An 18,301-nucleotide genomic window follows, 5' to 3' on the forward strand; every position below is an offset into this window, starting at 1 on the left:
TGCCGACCATGACGTTCGCTTCCACGCCTGTCCTGCATGCCGACCTCGCCAGCTTTGTCTCGTTCGGTGAAGCGCTGACGGACATGCGCCGGGTCGGCCCTACCGAGTGGCGCAGCCATTGCGGTGGGTCGCCGTGGAAGGTGGCGATCGCCGCGTCCCGCCTGGGCCAGCTCAGCGCCTTTGCCGGCGGCATCAGCAAGGACGCCTTCGGCCAGGAGCTGTGGCAGCGCAGCGTGGACGCCTCGCTGGACCTGCGTTTCATCCAGCAGTTTGCCCGCTCCCCGCTACTGTCCTTCCTGCACGAGCCGGTGCCGCCGTCCTTCCTGTATGTGGGGGACGACAGCGCCGACCTGCATTTCCGGCCCCATGCCTTGCCAGCGGGATGGCGACATGCGCTGCGCTGGGCGCATTTCGGCTCCATCAGTTTGACGCGCGAGCCGCTGGCCGCCCGCCTGGTGGCGCTGGCCGAATCGCTCAAGGACGAAGGCGCGCGGATCAGCTACGACCCCCACTACCGGCTCAGCATGGACTCCCGCTACGACCGCACGCTGGAGCGGATGTGCCGCATCGCTGACGTCATCCGGGTGTCGGAAGATGATCTGTGCGGCCTGTTCCGCTGCCGGGACTATCACCTCGGCCTGGGCCAGCTGGCCGCGTGGAATCCCAAGGCCATCGTGCTGCTGACCTTGCGGGACCGCGGCGCGCAGCTCTTCCACCCCAAAGGCGACGTCAGTGTCTGCGGCTCCACGCTGGAAGCGGTCACCGACCCCTTCCACCGCCTGGATGTGGCCGATGCGACCACGGCCGGCCTGCTATTCAGCCTGATCCGCTCGCCCGACGGCAGCCCGGACGACCACCTGCGCTGGGCGGTGGCAGCCGGCGCCGCCGCGGCGGACGAGCATGGCGTGCACGGCCTGACCCACCGACGCGTGGAGGCGCTGGCGCTGCAGATTCAGGTTGCCCCCGCAGAACTGGCCTGACCGGCGCCCCCGGTCATCTCCGTAGATACCCTGAGTTTTTCGGCTTGCAGAGCGGGACCGTCCGTCCTATGCTCTACCGACCGGTCGGTCAATCAACTGAACCCGGTGAATCAAGCCCCTGGCTGGATTCATCACGAGGCAGCCGAGGAGACAAACCCGATATGACAACCGACACGCGTTCTGCAAGCCAAGGGACCGGAGACGCGCCAGCTTCCACGCATGGCGCCGATCCGGTCCTGCTGGTGTCCACCGAAGGCGCGGTGCGGGTGCTGACGCTCAACCGTCCGCAAGCGCTCAATGCCTTCACCACCGCGATGCTCGGCCAGTTGCGCCATGCGCTGGAAGACGCCGCGCAGGACCCTGCCGTGCGGGCGGTGCTGATCACCGGTGCCGGCCGTGCCTTCTGCGCCGGCCAGGATCTGAACGACCCCTCCATCAAGCCCGAATTCGCCGAACCCGAGGCGTCCGATGCCGCCGCCCATGCTGCGAGCACTGCAGAAGCCGCGGGCGGGCAGGCCCACCGCCGCCCCAAGCCCAAGGACATTGGCCACCTGCTGGACCATTACTACATCCCCTTGGTCCTGCGCCTTCGAACCATGCCGGTGCCCACCTTGTGCGCCGTCAATGGCGTGGCGGCCGGTGCGGGCGCGAATTTCGCGCTGGGCTGTGACCTGGTCATCGCCGGTCGTTCAGCCTCCTTCATCCAGGCCTTCTCCCGCATCGGCCTCGTGCCGGACTGCGGTGGCACCTGGCTGCTGACCCGCCTGGTGGGCCGTGCCCGGGCGCTGCAACTCACGCTGCTGGGCGAGAAGCTGCCGGCCGAGCAGGCCCAGCAATGGGGCCTGATTGCCAAATGCGTGGCGGACGAGGAACTGGCCAGCGTCGCCATGGCCACCGCCCAGCAACTGGCCGGCATGCCGACCAAGGCCCTGATGCAGACCCGCGCCGCCCTGGACGACGCCATGGACCTTGGCCTGGAAGACGCACTGCGCATGGAAGCGCGGCTGCAGAGCCAGCTCGGCTACGCGCACGACTACCTGGAAGGCGCCGCCGCCTTCCTCGACAAGCGCGCCCCGCACTTCAAGGACCGCTGATGGCTCAGCTCCCTCAGGAAGCGGCACGCCAGGTGTCCCGCCAGACATTGGCCGAAGCCGTGCGCGACACGATGTTCGCCAACGACCGCGCCTCGCGGGGCCTGGGCATCGAGATCGTGGCCATCGCCCCTGGAACGGCCACGCTTCGCATGACGGTGCGTGCCGACATGCTCAACGGATTCGACATCTGCCACGGCGGTTTTGTGACCACCCTGGCGGATTCCACCTTCGCCTTCGCCTGCAACTCGCACAACGAGATGACGGTGGCCTCGGGCTTCGCGATCGACATCGTCGCGCCGTCCCGGTTGGGCGATGTACTGACCGCGGTCGCCGCCGAAACCTCGCTGGCGGGCCGGACCGGGGTCTACGACATCACCATCACCAACCAGCGCGACGAATTGATCGCCGTCTTCCGTGGCCGCTCCTATCGCATCAAGGGCAAGCCCGTGGTGCCGGGACTGGTGGCGGAAGCGTCCGGAGACGAAGCCCCATGCCGGTGAAGCACCCCACCCCAGACGACCTGGAGCCGATCGAGCGGGCCAGCCAGGATGAACTGCGTGCGCTGCAACTGCGGCGCCTGCGCGAGACCCTGACCCGCGCCTACGAGCATGTGCCGCATTACCGGCAAGCTTTTGACGCCAAAGGCATTCACCCGAACGACCTGAAGGACCTGTCCGACCTGCGGCATTTCCCGTTCACCACCAAGCAGGACCTGCGGGACCATTACCCGTTTGGCCTCTTTGCCGTGCCGCGGCAGGAGGTGGTGCGCATCCATGCGTCCTCCGGCACGACCGGCAAGCCGACGGTCGTGGGCTACACCCGTCGCGACATCGACACCTGGGCCGACCTGGTCGCCCGCTCGCTGCGCGCCGCCGGCACCCGCGCCGGAGACATCGTGCATGTGGCCTACGGCTATGGCCTGTTCACCGGCGGCCTGGGCGCGCACTACGGCGCCGAGCGGCTGGGCTGCACGGTCATTCCGATGTCCGGCGGCCAGACCGAAAAGCAGGTGCAGCTGATCCGCGATTTCCAGCCCGACGTCATCATGGTCACGCCCAGCTACATGCAGGTGATCATCGAGGAATTCGCCCGCCAGGGCCTGGATGCGCGGGACAGCTCGATCCAGGTTGGCATCTTCGGCGCCGAGCCCTGGACCGAAGCGATGCGCCGCGAGATCGAGACGCGCGGCGGCCTGGATGCGGTGGACATCTACGGCCTCTCCGAGGTGATGGGCCCGGGCGTGGCCAGCGAATGCATCGAAAGCAAGGACGGCCCGGTGATCTGGGAAGACCATTTCTATCCCGAGATCATCGACCCGGACACCGGCGAGGTGCTGCCCGAAGGCTCGGAAGGGGAACTGGTGTTCACCTCGCTGACCAAGGAAGCGCTGCCGGTCATCCGCTACCGCACCCGCGACCTCACCCGGCTGCTGCCGCCCACCTCGCGCAGCATGCGCCGCATGGGCAAGATCGTGGGCCGCAGCGACGACATGCTGATCATCCGCGGCGTGAACCTGTTTCCAACGCAGATCGAGGAACTGGTGCTGGCCCAGGAAGGACTGTCGGGTCAGTACCAGCTGGTGGTGTCGCGGGAAGGCTCGCTGGACGAAGTGGAAGTGCGCTGCGAGCTCTCCACCACTGCGGCGGGCATCGACCCGCAGGCGGTGTCGCGGGCGCTGCAGCACCGCATCAAGACCTTGGTCGGCGTGTCCACCCGTGTGACGGTGGGCGCGCCGGATTCGATCGAACGCACCCTGGTGGGCAAGGCCCGCCGTGTGGTGGACAAGCGTCCGCGCGGCTGACGGCGCGACACAGGTTGAGGAGAGAGCGATGTATACCCAGGCCATGAGCATCGGACCGCAGGATGAAGCCCGCCGGCTGCAGACTGCGGAGGACCAGGCGCGCAATGCCGCCTTCGAGCAGCGCATCGATGACGGCGACTTCATCGAAGCCAAGGACTGGATGCCGGACCACTACCGCAAGACGCTGGTGCGTCAGATCAGCCAGCATGCGCATTCCGAAATCGTCGGCATGCTGCCCGAGGGCAACTGGATCACCCGTGCGCCGACGCTCAAGCGCAAGGCCATCCTGCTGGCCAAGGTGCAGGACGAAGGCGGCCACGGGCTGTATCTCTACTCCGCCGCCGAAACGCTGGGCACCAGCCGCGACCAGATGCTGGACGCGCTGCACACCGGCAAGGCCAAGTACAGCTCCATCTTCAACTACCCCACGCTCACCTGGGCCGACATCGGCGTCATCGGCTGGCTGGTGGACGGCGCGGCCATCATGAACCAGGTGCCGCTGTGCCGCTGCTCCTATGGGCCCTATGCCCGCGCCATGATCCGCATCTGCCGCGAGGAAAGCTTCCACCAGCGCCAGGGCTACGAGAGCCTGCTGACCATGATGCGCGACGGCACCGACGCCCAGAAGGCCATGGTGCAGGACGCGGTCAACCGCTGGTGGTGGCCGTCGCTGATGATGTTCGGGCCGGCGGACAAGGACTCGCCCAACTCCGAGCAATCGATGCGCTGGGGCATCAAGCGGCTGAGCAATGACGAGCTGCGCCAGAAGTTCGTCGACGCCACCGTGCCGCAGGCCGACATCCTCGGCGTGACGCTGCCCGATCCGCAACTGGCCTGGAATGCCGAGCGCGAGCACTACGACTTCGGCCCCATCGACTGGACCGAATTCTGGCGCGTGGTCGGCGGCGACGGCCCCTGCAACCGTGAGCGTCTGAATGCCCGGGTCAAGGCCTGGGACGAGGGCGCCTGGGTGCGCGAAGCCGCCCTGGCCCATGCCCGCAAGCGCGCCACGCAGGCAGCCGCGGCCTGACGACGAACGCGGCCTCCCTCTTCACCTCCGGAACCTCATCATGAGCCTCAACCAACAGACCGGCGCCCAGGAATGGCCGCTGTGGGAAGTGTTTGTCCGCAGCAAGGCGGGCCTGGACCACAAGCACTGCGGCAGCCTGCATGCGCCCGATTCGGCCATGGCGCTGCAGATGGCGCGCGATGTCTACACCCGCCGCCAGGAAGGCGTGAGCATCTGGGTGGTGCCGTCGTCCGCCATCGTGGCGTCCGACCCCGGGGAGAAGTCGATGTACTTCGATCCGATGGAGGACAAGGTCTACCGCCATCCCACCTTCTACGAGTTGCCCAAGGAACTCGACCACATGTGACGGCCTGAGGCCGCACCCAGAACGCCAGAAGTCATGAATGCCGAGGTGAAGATGCTTGCTCCCGTGGTGACGGATGCCGGTGCGCAGTATGTGCTGCGCATCGGGGACGCCTGTCTGGTGCTGTCGCACCGGCTGTCGGAATGGTGTGGCCACGCGCCGATGCTGGAAGAGGACCTGGCGCTGGGCAACATCGCGCTGGACCTGCTGGGCCAGGCCCGTGCGCTGCTGACCCGGGCGGGGCAGTTGCAGGCCGCGTCTGAAGCGCAGGCCCCAGGGCACCGCCAGGCGGCGGATGAAGACCAACTGGCCTACCTGCGGGAAGAGCGCCACTTCCTCAACCCGGTGCTGATGGAGCTGCCGCGCGGCGACTTTGCCTTCACCCAGCTGCGCAACCTGATGGCCGCCTGCTGGCTGCTGTCGCTGTGGGACCGGCTGCGCGACTCCAGCGATGCGGAAGTCGCCGCCATCGCCGCCAAGGCGGTCAAGGAAGTGCAATACCACCAGCAGCATGCAGCCGACTGGGTGGTGCGACTGGGCGACGGCACCGAGGAATCGACCCGCCGGATGCAGGCGGCGCTGACCCAGCTGTGGCCGTATGTCGGCGAGCTGTTCGCCTCGGATGCGGTGGATGCCGCTGCGGTGGCGTCGGGCTTGGGCCCCGCCTGGTCCGAGCTGCGGGACGACTGGGACGCCGCCATGGCCGCCGTGCTGGCCGACGCCGGACTGCCGCGCCCGCAGGACACGCCCCATGTCTACGCCGGTCGTCAGGGCGTGCACAGCGAGCACATGGGCCACATGCTGGCCACCATGCAGCATCTGCAGCGCACTTATCCCGGCGGCGTGTGGTGAACGCGATGCAGGCGCACGACCAGGGCTGTGGCCGCCTCTCCGCGGCGTGGGAGGTGCTGGCCCAGGTGCCGGACCCGGAAGTGCCCGCCATCTCGCTGGTGGAGCTGGGCATCGTGCGTGATCTGCTCGAGACTGCCGATGGTGTGGAGGTGGTGCTGACGCCGACCTACTCCGGCTGCCCGGCCACTGAAGCCATCGAGCAGCAGGTGCGCGAGTCGCTGTCGCGCTTTGGCACGGTGACGGTGACCCTGCGCCGCGCACCTGCCTGGACCACGGACTGGATCACCCCGGAAGGCCGCGAGAAGCTGCGGGCGTACGGCATCGCACCGCCCGGACGTGTGCACCGCGAAGGCGGGGAAGCCGGGGATGGGGTCCAGGCCGTCCCCATCCGCCTGGTGCGTCGCCCGAGCGCGGCGGTGGCCGACCCGGTCGCCTGCCCGCGCTGCGGCAGTGCCCACACCGAGCGCCTCTCCGCCTTTGGCAGCACCGCCTGCAAGTCCCTCTACCGCTGTCTCGCCTGCCGCGAGCCCTTCGAATTCTTCAAGCCGCTGTAGCCCTGTCCATCATGAGCCTGCACTTCCACCCCCTGCGCCTGCGCGCCAAGCACCAGGACACCGACGATGCGGTGGTGCTGTCCTTCGAGGTGCCCGAGTCCCTGCGCGACACCTTCCGCTTCACCCAGGGCCAGTACCTGACCCTGCGCAGTGAGGTGGACGGGCAGGACCTGCGCCGCTCCTACTCCATCTGCGCCGGTGTGGACGATGGGGAGCTGCGGGTGGGCGTGCGGCATGTCGCCGGCGGGGCTTTCTCCAGCTGGGTGCATGACCGGCTGCAGCCCGGCGACACCGTGCAGGTGTTCCCGCCGCAGGGCCGTTTCTTCGTGCCGGTGGACCCGTCGCTGCAGCGTCACTACCTGGGCATTGCGGCGGGCTCCGGCATCACGCCCATCCTGTCCATCATGAAAACGGTGCTGGCCCAGGAGCCGCACAGCCGCTTCACCCTGATCTATGGCAACCGCCGCCCGGCCAGCGCCATGTTCAAGGAAGAACTGGAAGACCTGAAGAACCGCTACCTGACCCGCGTGTCGCTGCACCATGTGTTCTCCCGCGAGCATGTGGATTCGCCGCTGATGCAGGGCCGGCTGGACCAGGCCAAGCTGGCCGACTTCCTGCGCGGCCCGGTGCCGGCTGCCGGCATTGACCAGGTCTTCATCTGCGGCCCGTTCGAGATGAACGAGCAGGCGGAGGCCGCGCTGCGCGAGGCGGGTGTGCCGGAAGCGCGCATCCACATTGAACGCTTCGGCACCCCCGAGATGCAGCAGGGCCGGCCCGCGCCCCACGCGGTGCTGGAGCAGGATGCGGAAGCGGCCCGGGTGGTGGTCATCCGCGACGGTGTCTCCCGCGAGATCGACTTCCGCCGCAGCGACCCCAGCCTGCTGGATGCCGCCGCCCGCGCTGGCATGGACGTGCCGTATTCCTGCAAGTCCGGCGTCTGCTCCACCTGCCGCTGCAAGCTGCTGGAAGGCGAAGTGCGCATGGTCAAGAACTTCGCCCTGGAGAAGCACGAGGTGGCCGCCGGTTTCATCCTCAGCTGCCAGGCCCATGCGCTGACGCCGCGGGTGGTGATCTCCTTTGATGAGCGCTGAACCGGCGCCGCGCGCGCTGCTAGGCTTGCGGACTTTCTGAACTCAAAGCACCACGATGGCCCGCGGACGCGCCCCCGGATTTGATGCCAGCCGCGAGGAGATCCTCGCCCAGGCTGCACGGCTGTTTGCCACCCACGGCTTTGCCGCCACCTCGATGAACCAGGTGGCCGAGGCCTGTGCGGTCTCCAAGCCCACGCTCTACCACTACGTGCGGGACAAGCATGAGCTGCTGGCCCTGATCTGCCAGACCCACCTGCAGCATCTGGCGGATCTGGTGGAGGAGGTCTCGTCCCGGCAGTTGTCGCCGCAGGAGCATCTGCGGGCGCTGATCCTGAGCTTCGTGCGGGCCTACGGCGAGGCCCAGTTCCAGCACCGGGTGCTGACCGAGGACATGAAGTTCCTGGACGAGGCTCACCGCGCGCCCCTGATCGAGGTGGAACGGCAGGTGGTGTCGCGGTTTGCCGAAGCGGTGGCGACCCTGCGGCCGGAGTTGCGGGACGTCCATCTGCACAAACCCTTGACCATGCTGCTGTTCGGCATGATCAACTGGACCTTCACCTGGCTGCGGCCCGACGGTGCGCTGACTTATGAGGCCATGGCGCCGATGGTGGCCGACCTGTTCTTCGGCGGCCTGGGCGCGGTGAAGGCCGAGGAAGCGGCCCAGGGCCAGGCCGCGGTCCCCCTTTCCTGACGGACCCTGATCTTTTTTCCCTTGCGTTCCCAAAACCCATTCCAAGGAGACAACATGAAACGCATCGAGAAGACCCTGCTGGCGCTGGCCGGCGCTGCCCTGCTCGGGTGGGGCGGCACGGCGCAGGCCGACATCAATGTCGGGGTGAGCGTGTCGGCCACGGGCCCGGCCGCCTCGCTCGGCATTCCGGAGAAGAACACCTTCAGCCTGATGCCCACCAGCATCGGCGGGCAGAAGGTCAACTACATCATCCTGGACGACGCGTCCGACACCACCACGGCGGTGGCCAACACCCGCAAGCTCATCACCGAGCACAAGGTGGATGTGGTGGTCGGCTCCACCGTCACGCCCAATTCGCTGGCGATGATCGATGCAGTGTCCGAAGCCCAGGTGCCGATGATCTCGATGGCCGCGTCGGCCCGCATCGTCGAGCCGATGGATGCCAAGCGCAAGTGGGTCTTCAAGACGCCGCAGAACGACATCATGATGGCCCTGGCCATTGCCAGCCACATGCAGGCGCAAGGGGTGAAGACGGTCGCCTACATCGGCTTTGCGGATGCGTATGGCGAAGGCTGGTATGGGGAATTCAACAAGGTGGCCGCCAGCAAGGGCCTGAGCGTGGTGGCCAATGAGCGCTACAACCGCACCGACACGTCAGTGACCGGGCAGGTGCTCAAGATCATGGCGGCCCGCCCGGATGCGGTGCTGGTGGGCGGCAGTGGCACGCCGGCGGCGCTGCCACAAAAGACGCTGAAGGAACGCGGCTACGCCGGCAAGTTCTATCAGACCCATGGCGTGGCCAACAACGACTTCCTGCGTATCGGCGGCAAGGACGTGGAAGGCACCTTCCTGCCGGCCGGCCCGGTGCTGGTGGTGGACCAGCTGCCGGCGGACCATCCGGCCCGCAAGAGCGCCAAGGAGTACGTGACCAAATATGAAGCCGCCTTCGGCAAAGGCAGCGTGTCCACCTTCGGCGGTCATGCCTGGGATGCGGGCCTGCTGCTGCAGGCGGCCATTCCGGTGGCCCTGAAGAAGGCGCAGCCGGGCACGCCCCAGTTCCGCGCCGCCTTGCGGGACGCGCTGGAGGGCGTCAAGGAACTGCCGGGCGCGCACGGTGTGTTCACCATGTCGCCCAACGACCATCTGGGCCTGGACCAGCGCGCCCGCGTGATGGTCAAGATCGACAACGGCACCTGGAAGTATCAGCCATGAGCATCTCTTCTCCCGTCCTGCAAAGTCTCATCGCCGGCCGCTGGGTCGGCAGCACCGCTGCACGCGGCCTGCACAGCGCGGTCAACGGCCGGCTGGTGGCCCAGACCCATGCGGAAGAGATCGACTTCGGCGAAAGCCTGGACTTCGCGCGGCGCCAGGCGCTGCCGTCGCTGCTGGCGCTGGACTATCAACAGCGGGCCGCCTTGCTCAAGGCGCTGGCCACCTACCTGATGGAGCGCAAGGAGGCCCTCTACGCCATCTCCGCGCACACCGGCGCCACGCGGGCCGATTCCTGGATCGACATCGAAGGCGGCATCGGCACCTTGTTCGCCTACGCCTCGATGGGGCGGCGCGAACTGCCCTCCAGCAATGTGGTGCATGAAGGCCCGGCCACGCCGCTGGGCAAGCAGGGCCAGTTCATGGGCACCCATGTGCTGGTGCCGCGCCGAGGTGTAGCGGTCCACATCAATGCCTTCAATTTCCCGATGTGGGGGATGCTGGAGAAGTTCGCCCCCAGCTTCGTGGCGGGCATGCCCTGCATCGTCAAGCCGGCCACGGCCACCAGCTATGTGGCCGAGGCGTGCGTGCGTTTGATCGAAGAGTCCGGCCTGCTGCCGGCCGGCGCCTTGCAGCTGGTGATCGGCGCCTCGGGGGACCTGCTGGACCGTTTGCTGGAGACCGACGTGGTGACCTTCACCGGGTCGGCGGACACGGCCGCGCAACTGCGGGTCAATGCCAACCTGGTGCGTCGCAGCGTGCCCTTCAATGCGGAAGCGGACAGCCTGAACTGCGCCATCCTGGCGCCTGACGTGCAGCCCGGCGACCCCGAGTTCGACCTCTTCGTGAAGGAGGTCCACCGCGAGATGAGCGCCAAGGCCGGCCAGAAGTGCACCGCCATCCGGCGCGCCATCGTGCCGGCGTCTCTGGTGGATGCGGTGGCCTCGGCCCTGCGCGAGCGGCTGGCCAAAACCAAGGTGGGCGACCCCGCCATCGAGGGCGTGCGCATGGGCGCCCTGGCTTCCAAGGCGCAGCAGGCCGATGTGGCCGAACGGCTGGCGCAGCTGGCGCGTGGGAACGAGATCCTCTTCGGTGAGCGCGACGGTTTTGCGCCGGTGGGCGAAGGCGTCGGCGACGGGGCCTTCTTCGCGCCGACCCTGCTGCTGTGCCGCGATGCCCTGCACAACGAGGCGGTGCACAGCGTCGAGGCCTTCGGGCCGGTGTCCACGCTGATGACCTACACCGATTTCGACGAAGCGCTGGCCCTGGCGGCCAAGGGGCGCGGCTCCCTGGTCGGCTCGGTCGTCACCCACACGCCGGCGCTGGCGGCCCAGGCCGTGCTGCATGCGGCCGCCTTCCACGGTCGCCTGCTGGTGCTGGACCGCGAAGCCGCGCCCGAATCCACCGGTCACGGCTCCCCGCTGCCGATGCTCAAGCACGGCGGCCCGGGCCGCGCCGGTGGCGGCGAAGAACTGGGGGGCATCCGTGCGGTGAAGCACTACCTGCAGCGCTGCGCGGTGCAAGGCTCGCCCACCATGCTCACCGCCATCACCGGTGAATACGTGCGGGGCGGCGCGGTGCGCGAGGAGGCGGTGCATCCGTTCCGCAAGTATTTCGAGGAGATCCAGGTCGGCGACTCCCTGCTGACCCACCGACGCACCGTGTCCGAGGCGGACATCGTGAATTTCGGCGGCATCTCCGGCGACTACTTCTACATGCACTTCGACGAGGTGGCCGCCAAGGACACGCAATTCGGCAAGCGCATCGCGCATGGCTACTTCGTGCTGTCGGCGGCGGCCGGTTTGTTCGTGTCGCCCGCGCCGGGGCCGGTGCTGGCCAACTACGGGCTGGACACGCTGCGCTTCGTCAATCCGGTGGCCATTGGCGACACCATCCAGGCGCGGCTGACCTGCAAGCGCCGCATCGACCGCGGCAACCGCCCCGACCAGCCGCCGCAAGGCGTGGTGGCCTGGGACGTGCAGGTGACCAACCAGCATGGCGAGCTGGTGGCCAGCTACGACATCCTGACCCTGGTGGCCAAACGGCCGCAGGCATGACGTGCCAGCGGGACGCGCGCAGCAGACCTAGAATCGCCAGCTCCCAAGCGATGACGCCCTGATGAACGGGCGATGACGATGACTGCTGCTGTTCGGACCGCTGCGCCCCAGGCCCCGGTCGTGATCGTGGGGGCCGGCCTGGCCGGTCTGACCGTGGCGTTGCATCTGGCGGACACCTGCCCGGTGATCGTGCTGGCCAAGCGTGAGCTCACCGAGGCGGCCACCGCCTGGGCCCAGGGCGGCATCGTCGGCGTGCTGGGCCGCGACGACAGCATCGACAGCCATGTGCGGGACACCCAGGAAGCCGGCGCCGGCCTGGTGGACGAGGCCACGGCCCGTTTTATTGCCGAGCGCAGCGCCGATGCGGTGGGCTGGCTGGTGGGGCAGGGCGTGCCCTTCACCGCCGACGAGCAGGGCCCGCTGGGCCTGCACCTGACGCGCGAAGGCGGCCATGCGGTGCGCCGCATCGCCCATGCCGCCGATGCCACCGGCAAGGCCATCCACGACGCGCTGCTGGACAAGGCGCGGGCCCATCCCAACATCGAGCTGCGCCAGCGCTGGATGGCGCTGGACCTGATCACCTCCCGCCATGTGCAGCGCGACGAGCCGTCCCGCTGCTATGGCCTGTATGCGCTGGACATGGATGCGCAGCGGGTGGAGGCGATTGCCGCCCGCGCGGTGGTCATGGCCACCGGCGGCGCCGGCAAGGTCTACCGCTACACCACCAATCCGGACACCTCCACCGGCGACGGCATCGCGATGGCCTGGCGGGCGGGCTGCCGCATCGCCAACATGGAGTTCATCCAGTTCCATCCCACCTGCCTGTATCACCCGCAGGAGCGCAGTTTCCTCATCACCGAGGCGCTGCGGGGAGAAGGCGGCCACCTGAAGCTGCCGGACGGCACCCGTTTCATGGCGTCGCACGATGCCCGCATGGAACTGGCGCCCCGCGATGTGGTGGCCCGCGCCATCGACTTCGAGATGAAGAAACACGGCCTGGACCATGTCTGGCTGGACGCCACCCATCTGGGCGAAGCCTTCCTGAAGGAGCATTTCCCGACGGTGCATGCCCGCTGCCTGGCGCTGGGCATCGACATCGCCCGCCAGCCGATCCCGGTGGTGCCGGCGGTGCACTTCACCTGCGGCGGCGTGGTGGCCGACCTGCGCGGACGGGCCGACCTGCCCGGGCTGTATGCCGTCGGCGAGACCGCCTACAGCGGCCTGCACGGGGCCAACCGCCTGGCCAGCAATTCGCTGCTGGAGTGCGTGGTGCTGGGTCGCACCTGTGCGGACGACATTTTGGGCGAAGCGCCGCTGGAGCCGGCCCCGCTGCCCGCCTGGGACGAAAGCCAGGTCGAGAATGCGGACGAGCAGGTGGTGATCTCCCACAACTGGGACGAATTGCGCCTGCTGATGTGGAACTACGTCGGCATCGTGCGCACGACCAAGCGGCTGGAGCGGGCGCTGCACCGCATCGACCTGCTGCGCGGCGAGATCGACGACTACTACGCCAACTTCCGCGTCAGCCGTGACCTGCTGGAACTGCGCAACCTGGTGGATTGCGCCGAGCTGATTGTGCGCTCGGCCCTGCTGCGGCATGAGAGCCGCGGGCTGCACTTCAGCCGCGACTACCCGCGCACCCTGCCGGCGAGCCTGCCGACGGTGCTGGTCAAGGGGACGGGTAACCGCTGAGGGCGGACGGCTACTTCTGCTTGCTCCGCAGCACGCTGCGGCCCTGCACGAACTCGAAGGCGTAGCTCACCGCTTCCTTGATGGCGGCGTCCACGTCGTGCCGTTCCTGCTCGGTGAGGTAGAACGAATAGTCCACCGCATGCCGGATGTAGCGCGGCGGCAGGCGGTTCAGCGCGACGCAGGCCACGTCGGCCATCAGTTCAGGATCGGCCTCGATGGCGGGGTAGGTGGGCGCGGTCTCCATCACCGCAGCAAACACATCCCGTTCGTGGTGGTTGTAGAGCGAGCTGAAATCCATGGCGGGTCTCGTCGATGCTGCGCCGGGGCAGCGATGCCCCCAGCATAGAGGCGGGACCGCCGGTCTGGAAAGCCCCGCCGAACGCTCGTTCGGGCGGGGTGGGGCGCGTCGGCTGAGACGTGGCGTGGCCTGGCGTGGCGCCTTGCGGTCTGATGCTTGAGGCGGACCTGCGGCTCAGGCGGCGCCGATGCCCGGCGTCATCCCGGACGCCTTGGCCTTCAGCGCCGCGGTGAAGTCCAGCATGCGGGTGATGCAGGACAGCGCCTGCCCCCGCACCGGTTCGGCCACCTGGATCTCGCCCAGGCCCCGCTCCAGGCAGTCCACCACGCCCTGCAGGCCGTTCATGGCCATCCAGGGGCAGTGCGCGCAGCTCTTGCAGGTGGCGCTGTTGCCGGCCGTCGGGGCTTCGATCAGCACCTTGTCCGGCGCCAGCTGACGCATGCGGTGCAGGATGCCGTTGTCCGTGGCCACCACGTATTCGCGGGCCTTGCCTTCCACCACGGCCTTGATCAGCGCGGAGGTGGAGCCCACCACATCCGCCTGCGCCACGACCGACGCCGGGGACTCGGGGTGGACGAGGATCAGCGCGTCCGGATGCTGCTCGCGCAGCAGCTCCAGCTCCAGCCCCTTGAATTCGTCGTGCACGATGCAGGCGCCGTTCCACATCAGCATGTCCGCGCCGGTCTGGTCCTGGATGTAGCGGCCCAGATGGCGGTCCGGGGCCCAGATGATCTTTTCGCCGCGGGCCTTGAGTTCGGAGACGATCTCCAGCGCGCAGGAGCTGGTGACCATCCAGTCCGCCCGCGCCTTCACCGCAGCGCTGGTGTTGGCATAGACCACCACGGTGCGGTCCGGATGGGCGTCGCAGAAAGCGTTGAACGCGTCCGGAGGGCAGCCCAGGTCCAGCGAGCAGGTGGCGTCCAGGTCGGGCATCAGCACCCGTTTTTCGGGGCTGAGGATCTTGGCGGTCTCGCCCATGAAGCGCACGCCGGCCACCACCAGGGTGCTGGCGGCATGGTCGCGGCCGAAGCGGGCCATCTCCAGGGAATCGGAGACGATGCCGCCGGTTTCCTGCGCCAGGTCCTGCAGGTCCCCATCCACGTAGTAATGGGCCACGAGCACGGCGCCTTTGGCGGCGAGCAGCTCCTTGGCGCGCTGCTTGAGGGACTGTCGCTGGGTGGGCGTGAGCGGTGCCGGCACCTTGGCCCAGGCCTGGGCGGTGCAGGTGGCGCCTTGGGCGTCCTGGCGGTCGAAATCGAGCAATACCTGATCCATGAGGCGGATTCTAGGGAATCCGCAGGCCCGTGACGGACTGAGGTCTTGAGGGCTTCACACTTGTTCGAAGAAACGGCTGGGCGGCATGCCGACCGTGCGCGTGACCATCGCGGAGAACGCGCTGGCGCTGGCGTAGCCCAGCTCGCTGGCGATCACCCCCATCGGCTTGCGCTGGGCGGCCAGGCGCAGGGCTTCGGCCAGCAGCGCCTGCTGGCGCCACTGCGCATAGCTGCTGCCCAGTTCCTGCCGGAACAGGCGCGAGACGGTGCGCGCGCTGGCGCCCACCAGCGCCGACCAGTCCTCCAGCGTGTCGAATCGCTGCGGATGCTCCAGCACCGCTTCGCAGAGACGGCGCAGGCGCTTGTCGGTGGGCAGGTCCACACCCAGGCGCAGGCTGCGGGCGCGGCGGATCTCGTCCAGGATCAGATGGGCCAGCCACTGCTCGCGATCGCCGATGGTGCTGTCCAGCTGCACTTCGTCCAGCGCCAGTTGCACCACCAGTTCCCGCAGCAGCGGCGAGACTTCCAGCACGCGGTTGTCCTGCCAGACAGCGTTCTGGCAGGGCGGACGGTGCAGGTAGAGGGTGCGCAGCTCGCAGCGCTCCACCGCGGTCACCGCATGTTCCACCCCAGCGGGAATCCACACGGCGCGGGACGGCGGCAGCAGGAAGGTGGCCCGTTCGGTGTTCACCCGCACCACGCCGCTGACCGAGAAGACGAACTGGCCCCAGTCGTGACGGTGGGCCTGGATGTCCATGTGGCTGCCCATGCTGCGGGACTTGGCCCGCACCGGACGCGCGTCGCTGGGGGCATAGCGGCGGGGGTCCAGCGGGGGCACGCTGGTGCGCGGCCGGGCGGTGGCGAGCGCAGAGGGAAGTGGGGTCAGTCGTGCGGCCATGGCGCGATTTCGACAGAAGTTGTCTGCCTATCGTAATTGCGCCGGCACAGGCCTGACAACATCCAGCCCATGAACACCGCCACCTTGCCGATCGGCGCCGCTCAGAGCGCCAGACGAGACATCCAGACCATCAGCCTGATCGGTCTGGCCCACGGCACCTCGCACTTCTTCCACATGCTGCTGCCGCCGCTGTTCCCCGTGTTCATGCGGGAATTCGGCCTGAGCTATTCGGAACTGGGCCTGCTGGTGACCCTCTTCTTTGTCATCAGCGGCGTGGGGCAGGCCTTGTCGGGCTTCCTGGTGGACCGCACCGGCGCGCGGCCCATCCTCTTCCTGGCGCTGGGCTGCTTTGTGCTGGCCTCGGCGGCGGCCGGCACGGCGCAAGGCTTTGCCGGGCTGGCGCTGGCCGCGGCGCTGGCGGGGCTGGGCAATTCACCCTTCCATCCTGTGGACTTCACCATCCTGAACAAGCGGGTGTCGCAGGCGCGGCTGGGGCATGCGTTTTCGGTGCATGGCATCAGCGGCAACATCGGCTGGGCGCTGGCGCCGGTGCTGCTGCTGTGGATCTACGAAGGCACCGGCGGTCAATGGCGGCTGGGCTATGCCGCAACCGCCGCCTGGGCCTTGCTGGTGATGCTGCTGCTGGCGCTCAAGCGCGACGCCATCGACGACAGCCAGGGCGAATGGACCCATCAAAAGGCCGGCGCGGCCGCGGTGCCGGATGAGCATCCGATGGCCTTCCTGCGGCTGCCGTCGGTGTGGCTGTGTTTCTCGTTTTTCTTCTTCACCACCGCGGCGCTGACCGCCATCCAGAGCTTTGCGTCTCCCGCGCTCAATGCGATGTATGGGCTGGACCTGACGGTGACCAAATGGGTGGTGACTGGCTACATGGTGGCCGGCGCGGTGGGCATGGTGCTGGGGGGCTTCCTGGTGGCGCGTTCGCAGCAGCTGGAGCGCAACATCGCATGGGCCATGACCGGCGCCGCCGTGCTGCTGGCCTTGACCGGCAGCGGCTGGTTGCCGGGCGGCCTGGCGCTGCTGGCAGCAACCTGCGCCGGTTTCGGGACTGGCCTGGCCGGTCCTTCGCGGGACATGCTGATCAAGAAGGCCGCGCCACCGGGCGCGACCGGCCGGGTCTATGGCACCGTGTATTCGGGGCTGGACACCGGTTTTGCGGTGGCGGCGCCCATCTTCGGTGCGCTGATGGATCGGCACTGGAACAATGCGGTGTTTCTGGGCGCAGCACTGGCGTTGATGGCTGGCATTGGTGCGGCCAGCCTGGTGCGCCGGGGCTGATGTGCAGGGCTTGGTGCGCCAGGCCTGACGCGTAGGGCCTGACTCATAGGGCCTGATGCGTAGAGCCTCAGGGCAGCAAGGCTTGTCCGGACCGGCGTCCCCGCTTTTTGATGCCGTTTTGACACCCTCGGGCGTAGACTCAAAACGTCCAACGGGAGCACGCCATGAACAACACCTACTGGTTTCCAGCCAAGCGGTATGGATGGGGCTGGGGTTTGCCCAGAGTCTGGCAAGGGCAGGCGACGCTGGTCGGTTTTGTCCTGCTGCTGGTGGCCGGCGGTTTTGTGTTTCCACCGCAGGATTCGCAGTGGGGCTTCCTGGCCTATGTGGCCCTGGTGAGCAGCCTGCTGCTGGGCGTGTGCTACCTCAAGGGAGAGCCGCCGCGCTGGCGCTGGGGCGACAAGGGCCCGTCGGCCTGAGCAGGTCTTTACGCCTGAATGAAGGCCAGCGAATGCCAGCGGGTGCCGCTGGTGGTCAGCACAGCGTCGCTGATCTCGTGAGCGGCCAGCGTCATCCGGTGCTGCTGCAGGGTGTGCATGACCTGCGACGGCGGATGGTTGAAGAACAACCGGCCGTCCGGGTCCCGGTGGTGCTGAAGTCGGTCGGGGGACATTTCCGGAAGCGACAGCAGCAGCACGCCTGCCGACCCGCGTGAATCGCGGGGGGTGCTTGAGTCGCTTGAGCCGCTTGATCCGTCCTGGCCCTGCGCGGTCGGCTTGAGCAGCGCTGCCAATCCTGCGAGCGCTTCGACCAGATCCTCTGGCCCGATGTGCATCAGGACTGCGCTGCACACCACGCCATCAAAACCTTGCGGATGCAGATCCTCGAAAGGCCGATGCAGGGCAGGCAAGCCTGCATCACGGATGCAGCCCTCCAATTCGGGATGGGTCGCCAGCGCCAGGGCGCGCATCGGCGCATTGCGTTCAACACCGAAGGCCTGGATGCCCAAGGCGCGCAGGGCCGCCGTGTCCCGGCCGCTGCCGGCGCCAACATCCAGCACCACGTCACCGGGACGGAAGAAGCGCTCCGCCAGCGCCATCATGGCGCTGCGCGGTGCTTCGGGATGGGTCCGCAGGCGCTGCGCGTAGGTGTCGTAGAAGGCGTGGGTCAGGTCGTCCATGCGCGCAAACGGGTGAAGCAC

At 68.0% G+C, this 18,301-nt stretch carries 19 protein-coding genes; 15 read left to right on the forward strand and 4 right to left on the reverse strand.

Going from position 1 to position 18,301, the window contains the following annotated elements; genetic code table 11:
• Nucleotides 1-8: 8 nt before the first annotated feature.
• The 13 genes from DES44_RS05060 to nadB all read left to right on the forward strand — a co-directional run bounded on the left by DES44_RS05060 (nt 9) and on the right by nadB (nt 13,394).
• Nucleotides 9-980, forward strand: coding sequence for a PfkB family carbohydrate kinase (locus tag DES44_RS05060; protein WP_058935940.1), 972 nt, complete (start codon nt 9-11; stop codon nt 978-980).
• Nucleotides 981-1,141: 161 nt separating this feature from the next.
• Entirely contained in the window at nt 1,142-2,074 is a 933-nt protein-coding gene (locus tag DES44_RS05065) for an enoyl-CoA hydratase-related protein (RefSeq protein WP_083525732.1), read from the forward strand.
• Nucleotides 2,074-2,574 (forward strand): hydroxyphenylacetyl-CoA thioesterase PaaI, encoded by a 501-nt coding sequence (paaI, locus tag DES44_RS05070; protein WP_058935939.1) that lies wholly within the window; start codon nt 2,074-2,076, stop codon nt 2,572-2,574. Before DES44_RS05065 ends, paaI begins: the two co-directional genes overlap by 1 nt.
• The gene (gene paaK, locus DES44_RS05075; RefSeq protein WP_058935938.1) at nt 2,565-3,875 is read left to right on the forward strand and encodes a phenylacetate--CoA ligase PaaK; all 1,311 of its coding nucleotides are present in this window, start codon (nt 2,565-2,567) and stop codon (nt 3,873-3,875) included. The genes paaI and paaK overlap by 10 nt, the downstream gene beginning before the upstream one ends.
• Nucleotides 3,876-3,903: 28 nt before the next feature.
• The gene (gene paaA, locus DES44_RS05080; protein ID WP_058935937.1) at nt 3,904-4,905 is read left to right on the forward strand and encodes a 1,2-phenylacetyl-CoA epoxidase subunit PaaA; all 1,002 of its coding nucleotides are present in this window, start codon (nt 3,904-3,906) and stop codon (nt 4,903-4,905) included.
• Nucleotides 4,906-4,945: 40 nt separating this feature from the next.
• Nucleotides 4,946-5,251 carry a 1,2-phenylacetyl-CoA epoxidase subunit PaaB gene (gene paaB, locus DES44_RS05085; RefSeq protein ID WP_058935936.1) on the forward strand — a complete coding sequence of 102 codons (306 nt, stop codon included), beginning with the start codon at nt 4,946-4,948 and terminating at the stop codon, nt 5,249-5,251.
• Nucleotides 5,252-5,302: 51 nt separating this feature from the next.
• The gene (gene paaC, locus DES44_RS05090) at nt 5,303-6,100 is read left to right on the forward strand and encodes a 1,2-phenylacetyl-CoA epoxidase subunit PaaC (protein WP_116001409.1); all 798 of its coding nucleotides are present in this window, start codon (nt 5,303-5,305) and stop codon (nt 6,098-6,100) included.
• Between the two features lie 5 nt (nt 6,101-6,105).
• Nucleotides 6,106-6,654 carry a 1,2-phenylacetyl-CoA epoxidase subunit PaaD gene (gene paaD, locus DES44_RS05095; RefSeq protein ID WP_058937508.1) on the forward strand — a complete coding sequence of 183 codons (549 nt, stop codon included), beginning with the start codon at nt 6,106-6,108 and terminating at the stop codon, nt 6,652-6,654.
• Between the two features lie 11 nt (nt 6,655-6,665).
• Nucleotides 6,666-7,745 carry a 1,2-phenylacetyl-CoA epoxidase subunit PaaE gene (gene paaE / locus DES44_RS05100; RefSeq protein ID WP_058935934.1) on the forward strand — a complete coding sequence of 360 codons (1,080 nt, stop codon included), beginning with the start codon at nt 6,666-6,668 and terminating at the stop codon, nt 7,743-7,745.
• 55 nt (nt 7,746-7,800) lie between these two features.
• Nucleotides 7,801-8,436, forward strand: a complete 636-nt coding sequence (locus DES44_RS05105; protein WP_058935933.1) for a TetR/AcrR family transcriptional regulator — start codon at nt 7,801-7,803, stop codon at nt 8,434-8,436.
• Nucleotides 8,437-8,490: 54 nt separating this feature from the next.
• Nucleotides 8,491-9,648 (forward strand): ABC transporter substrate-binding protein, encoded by a 1,158-nt coding sequence (locus tag DES44_RS05110; protein WP_058935932.1) that lies wholly within the window; start codon nt 8,491-8,493, stop codon nt 9,646-9,648.
• A complete protein-coding gene (gene paaZ / locus DES44_RS05115; protein WP_058935931.1) occupies nt 9,645-11,702 on the forward strand; it encodes a phenylacetic acid degradation bifunctional protein PaaZ in 2,058 nt (685 codons plus the stop codon). Before DES44_RS05110 ends, paaZ begins: the two co-directional genes overlap by 4 nt.
• Nucleotides 11,703-11,780: 78 nt before the next feature.
• Nucleotides 11,781-13,394 (forward strand): L-aspartate oxidase, encoded by a 1,614-nt coding sequence (gene nadB, locus DES44_RS05120; RefSeq protein ID WP_058937507.1) that lies wholly within the window; start codon nt 11,781-11,783, stop codon nt 13,392-13,394.
• Between the two features lie 10 nt (nt 13,395-13,404).
• On the opposite strand, the gene DES44_RS05125 is transcribed toward nadB, so the two are convergent.
• From DES44_RS05125 to DES44_RS05135, 3 genes are all read right to left on the reverse strand, one after another.
• Entirely contained in the window at nt 13,405-13,692 is a 288-nt protein-coding gene (locus DES44_RS05125) for a late competence development ComFB family protein (RefSeq protein ID WP_058935930.1), read from the reverse strand.
• Nucleotides 13,693-13,866: 174 nt separating this feature from the next.
• Complete coding sequence (gene nadA, locus DES44_RS05130) at nt 13,867-14,967, reverse strand: quinolinate synthase NadA (RefSeq protein ID WP_058935929.1); 1,101 nt, start codon at nt 14,965-14,967, stop codon at nt 13,867-13,869.
• A 54-nt stretch (nt 14,968-15,021) separates the two neighbouring features.
• Nucleotides 15,022-15,864 (reverse strand): AraC family transcriptional regulator, encoded by an 843-nt coding sequence (locus tag DES44_RS05135; RefSeq protein WP_058935928.1) that lies wholly within the window; start codon nt 15,862-15,864, stop codon nt 15,022-15,024.
• A 69-nt stretch (nt 15,865-15,933) separates the two neighbouring features.
• Here DES44_RS05135 and DES44_RS05140 point away from each other — a divergent pair, with 69 nt between their 5' ends.
• Together DES44_RS05140 and DES44_RS05145 are read left to right on the forward strand one after the other, a co-directional pair.
• Nucleotides 15,934-17,160 carry an MFS transporter gene (locus DES44_RS05140; protein ID WP_058935927.1) on the forward strand — a complete coding sequence of 409 codons (1,227 nt, stop codon included), beginning with the start codon at nt 15,934-15,936 and terminating at the stop codon, nt 17,158-17,160.
• Nucleotides 17,161-17,324: 164 nt separating this feature from the next.
• Complete coding sequence (locus DES44_RS05145) at nt 17,325-17,579, forward strand: hypothetical protein (protein ID WP_058935926.1); 255 nt, start codon at nt 17,325-17,327, stop codon at nt 17,577-17,579.
• 8 nt (nt 17,580-17,587) lie between these two features.
• On the opposite strand, the gene DES44_RS05150 is transcribed toward DES44_RS05145, so the two are convergent.
• A complete protein-coding gene (locus DES44_RS05150) occupies nt 17,588-18,280 on the reverse strand; it encodes a class I SAM-dependent methyltransferase (RefSeq protein WP_058935925.1) in 693 nt (230 codons plus the stop codon).
• Nucleotides 18,281-18,301 lie beyond the last annotated feature (21 nt).

This window comes from Roseateles depolymerans, from assembly GCF_003387155.1.
GTDB lineage: Bacteria > Pseudomonadota > Gammaproteobacteria > Burkholderiales > Burkholderiaceae_C > Roseateles > Roseateles depolymerans.

Excerpts from the sequence above, each read along its gene's own strand:
- paaZ (WP_058935931.1), top strand. The coding sequence starts at position 9,645 with ATGAGCATCTCTTCTCCCGTCCTGCAAAGTCTCATCGCCGGCCGCTGG.
- DES44_RS05065 (WP_083525732.1), top strand. The coding sequence starts at position 1,142 with ATGACAACCGACACGCGTTCTGCAAGCCAAGGGACCGGAGACGCGCCA.
- DES44_RS05145 (WP_058935926.1), top strand. The coding sequence starts at position 17,325 with ATGAACAACACCTACTGGTTTCCAGCCAAGCGGTATGGATGGGGCTGG.
- paaD (WP_058937508.1), top strand. The coding sequence starts at position 6,106 with ATGCAGGCGCACGACCAGGGCTGTGGCCGCCTCTCCGCGGCGTGGGAG.
- paaE (WP_058935934.1), top strand. The coding sequence starts at position 6,666 with ATGAGCCTGCACTTCCACCCCCTGCGCCTGCGCGCCAAGCACCAGGAC.
- paaK (WP_058935938.1), top strand. The coding sequence starts at position 2,565 with ATGCCGGTGAAGCACCCCACCCCAGACGACCTGGAGCCGATCGAGCGG.
- DES44_RS05110 (WP_058935932.1), top strand. The coding sequence starts at position 8,491 with ATGAAACGCATCGAGAAGACCCTGCTGGCGCTGGCCGGCGCTGCCCTG.
- DES44_RS05105 (WP_058935933.1), top strand. The coding sequence starts at position 7,801 with ATGGCCCGCGGACGCGCCCCCGGATTTGATGCCAGCCGCGAGGAGATC.
- DES44_RS05060 (WP_058935940.1), top strand. The coding sequence starts at position 9 with ATGACGTTCGCTTCCACGCCTGTCCTGCATGCCGACCTCGCCAGCTTT.
- DES44_RS05125 (WP_058935930.1), bottom strand. The coding sequence starts at position 13,692 with ATGGATTTCAGCTCGCTCTACAACCACCACGAACGGGATGTGTTTGCT.
- paaB (WP_058935936.1), top strand. The coding sequence starts at position 4,946 with ATGAGCCTCAACCAACAGACCGGCGCCCAGGAATGGCCGCTGTGGGAA.
- nadB (WP_058937507.1), top strand. The coding sequence starts at position 11,781 with ATGACTGCTGCTGTTCGGACCGCTGCGCCCCAGGCCCCGGTCGTGATC.
- DES44_RS05150 (WP_058935925.1), bottom strand. The coding sequence starts at position 18,280 with ATGGACGACCTGACCCACGCCTTCTACGACACCTACGCGCAGCGCCTG.
- nadA (WP_058935929.1), bottom strand. The coding sequence starts at position 14,967 with ATGGATCAGGTATTGCTCGATTTCGACCGCCAGGACGCCCAAGGCGCC.
- paaC (WP_116001409.1), top strand. The coding sequence starts at position 5,303 with ATGCTTGCTCCCGTGGTGACGGATGCCGGTGCGCAGTATGTGCTGCGC.
- paaA (WP_058935937.1), top strand. The coding sequence starts at position 3,904 with ATGTATACCCAGGCCATGAGCATCGGACCGCAGGATGAAGCCCGCCGG.
- DES44_RS05140 (WP_058935927.1), top strand. The coding sequence starts at position 15,934 with ATGAACACCGCCACCTTGCCGATCGGCGCCGCTCAGAGCGCCAGACGA.
- DES44_RS05135 (WP_058935928.1), bottom strand. The coding sequence starts at position 15,864 with ATGGCCGCACGACTGACCCCACTTCCCTCTGCGCTCGCCACCGCCCGG.
- paaI (WP_058935939.1), top strand. The coding sequence starts at position 2,074 with ATGGCTCAGCTCCCTCAGGAAGCGGCACGCCAGGTGTCCCGCCAGACA.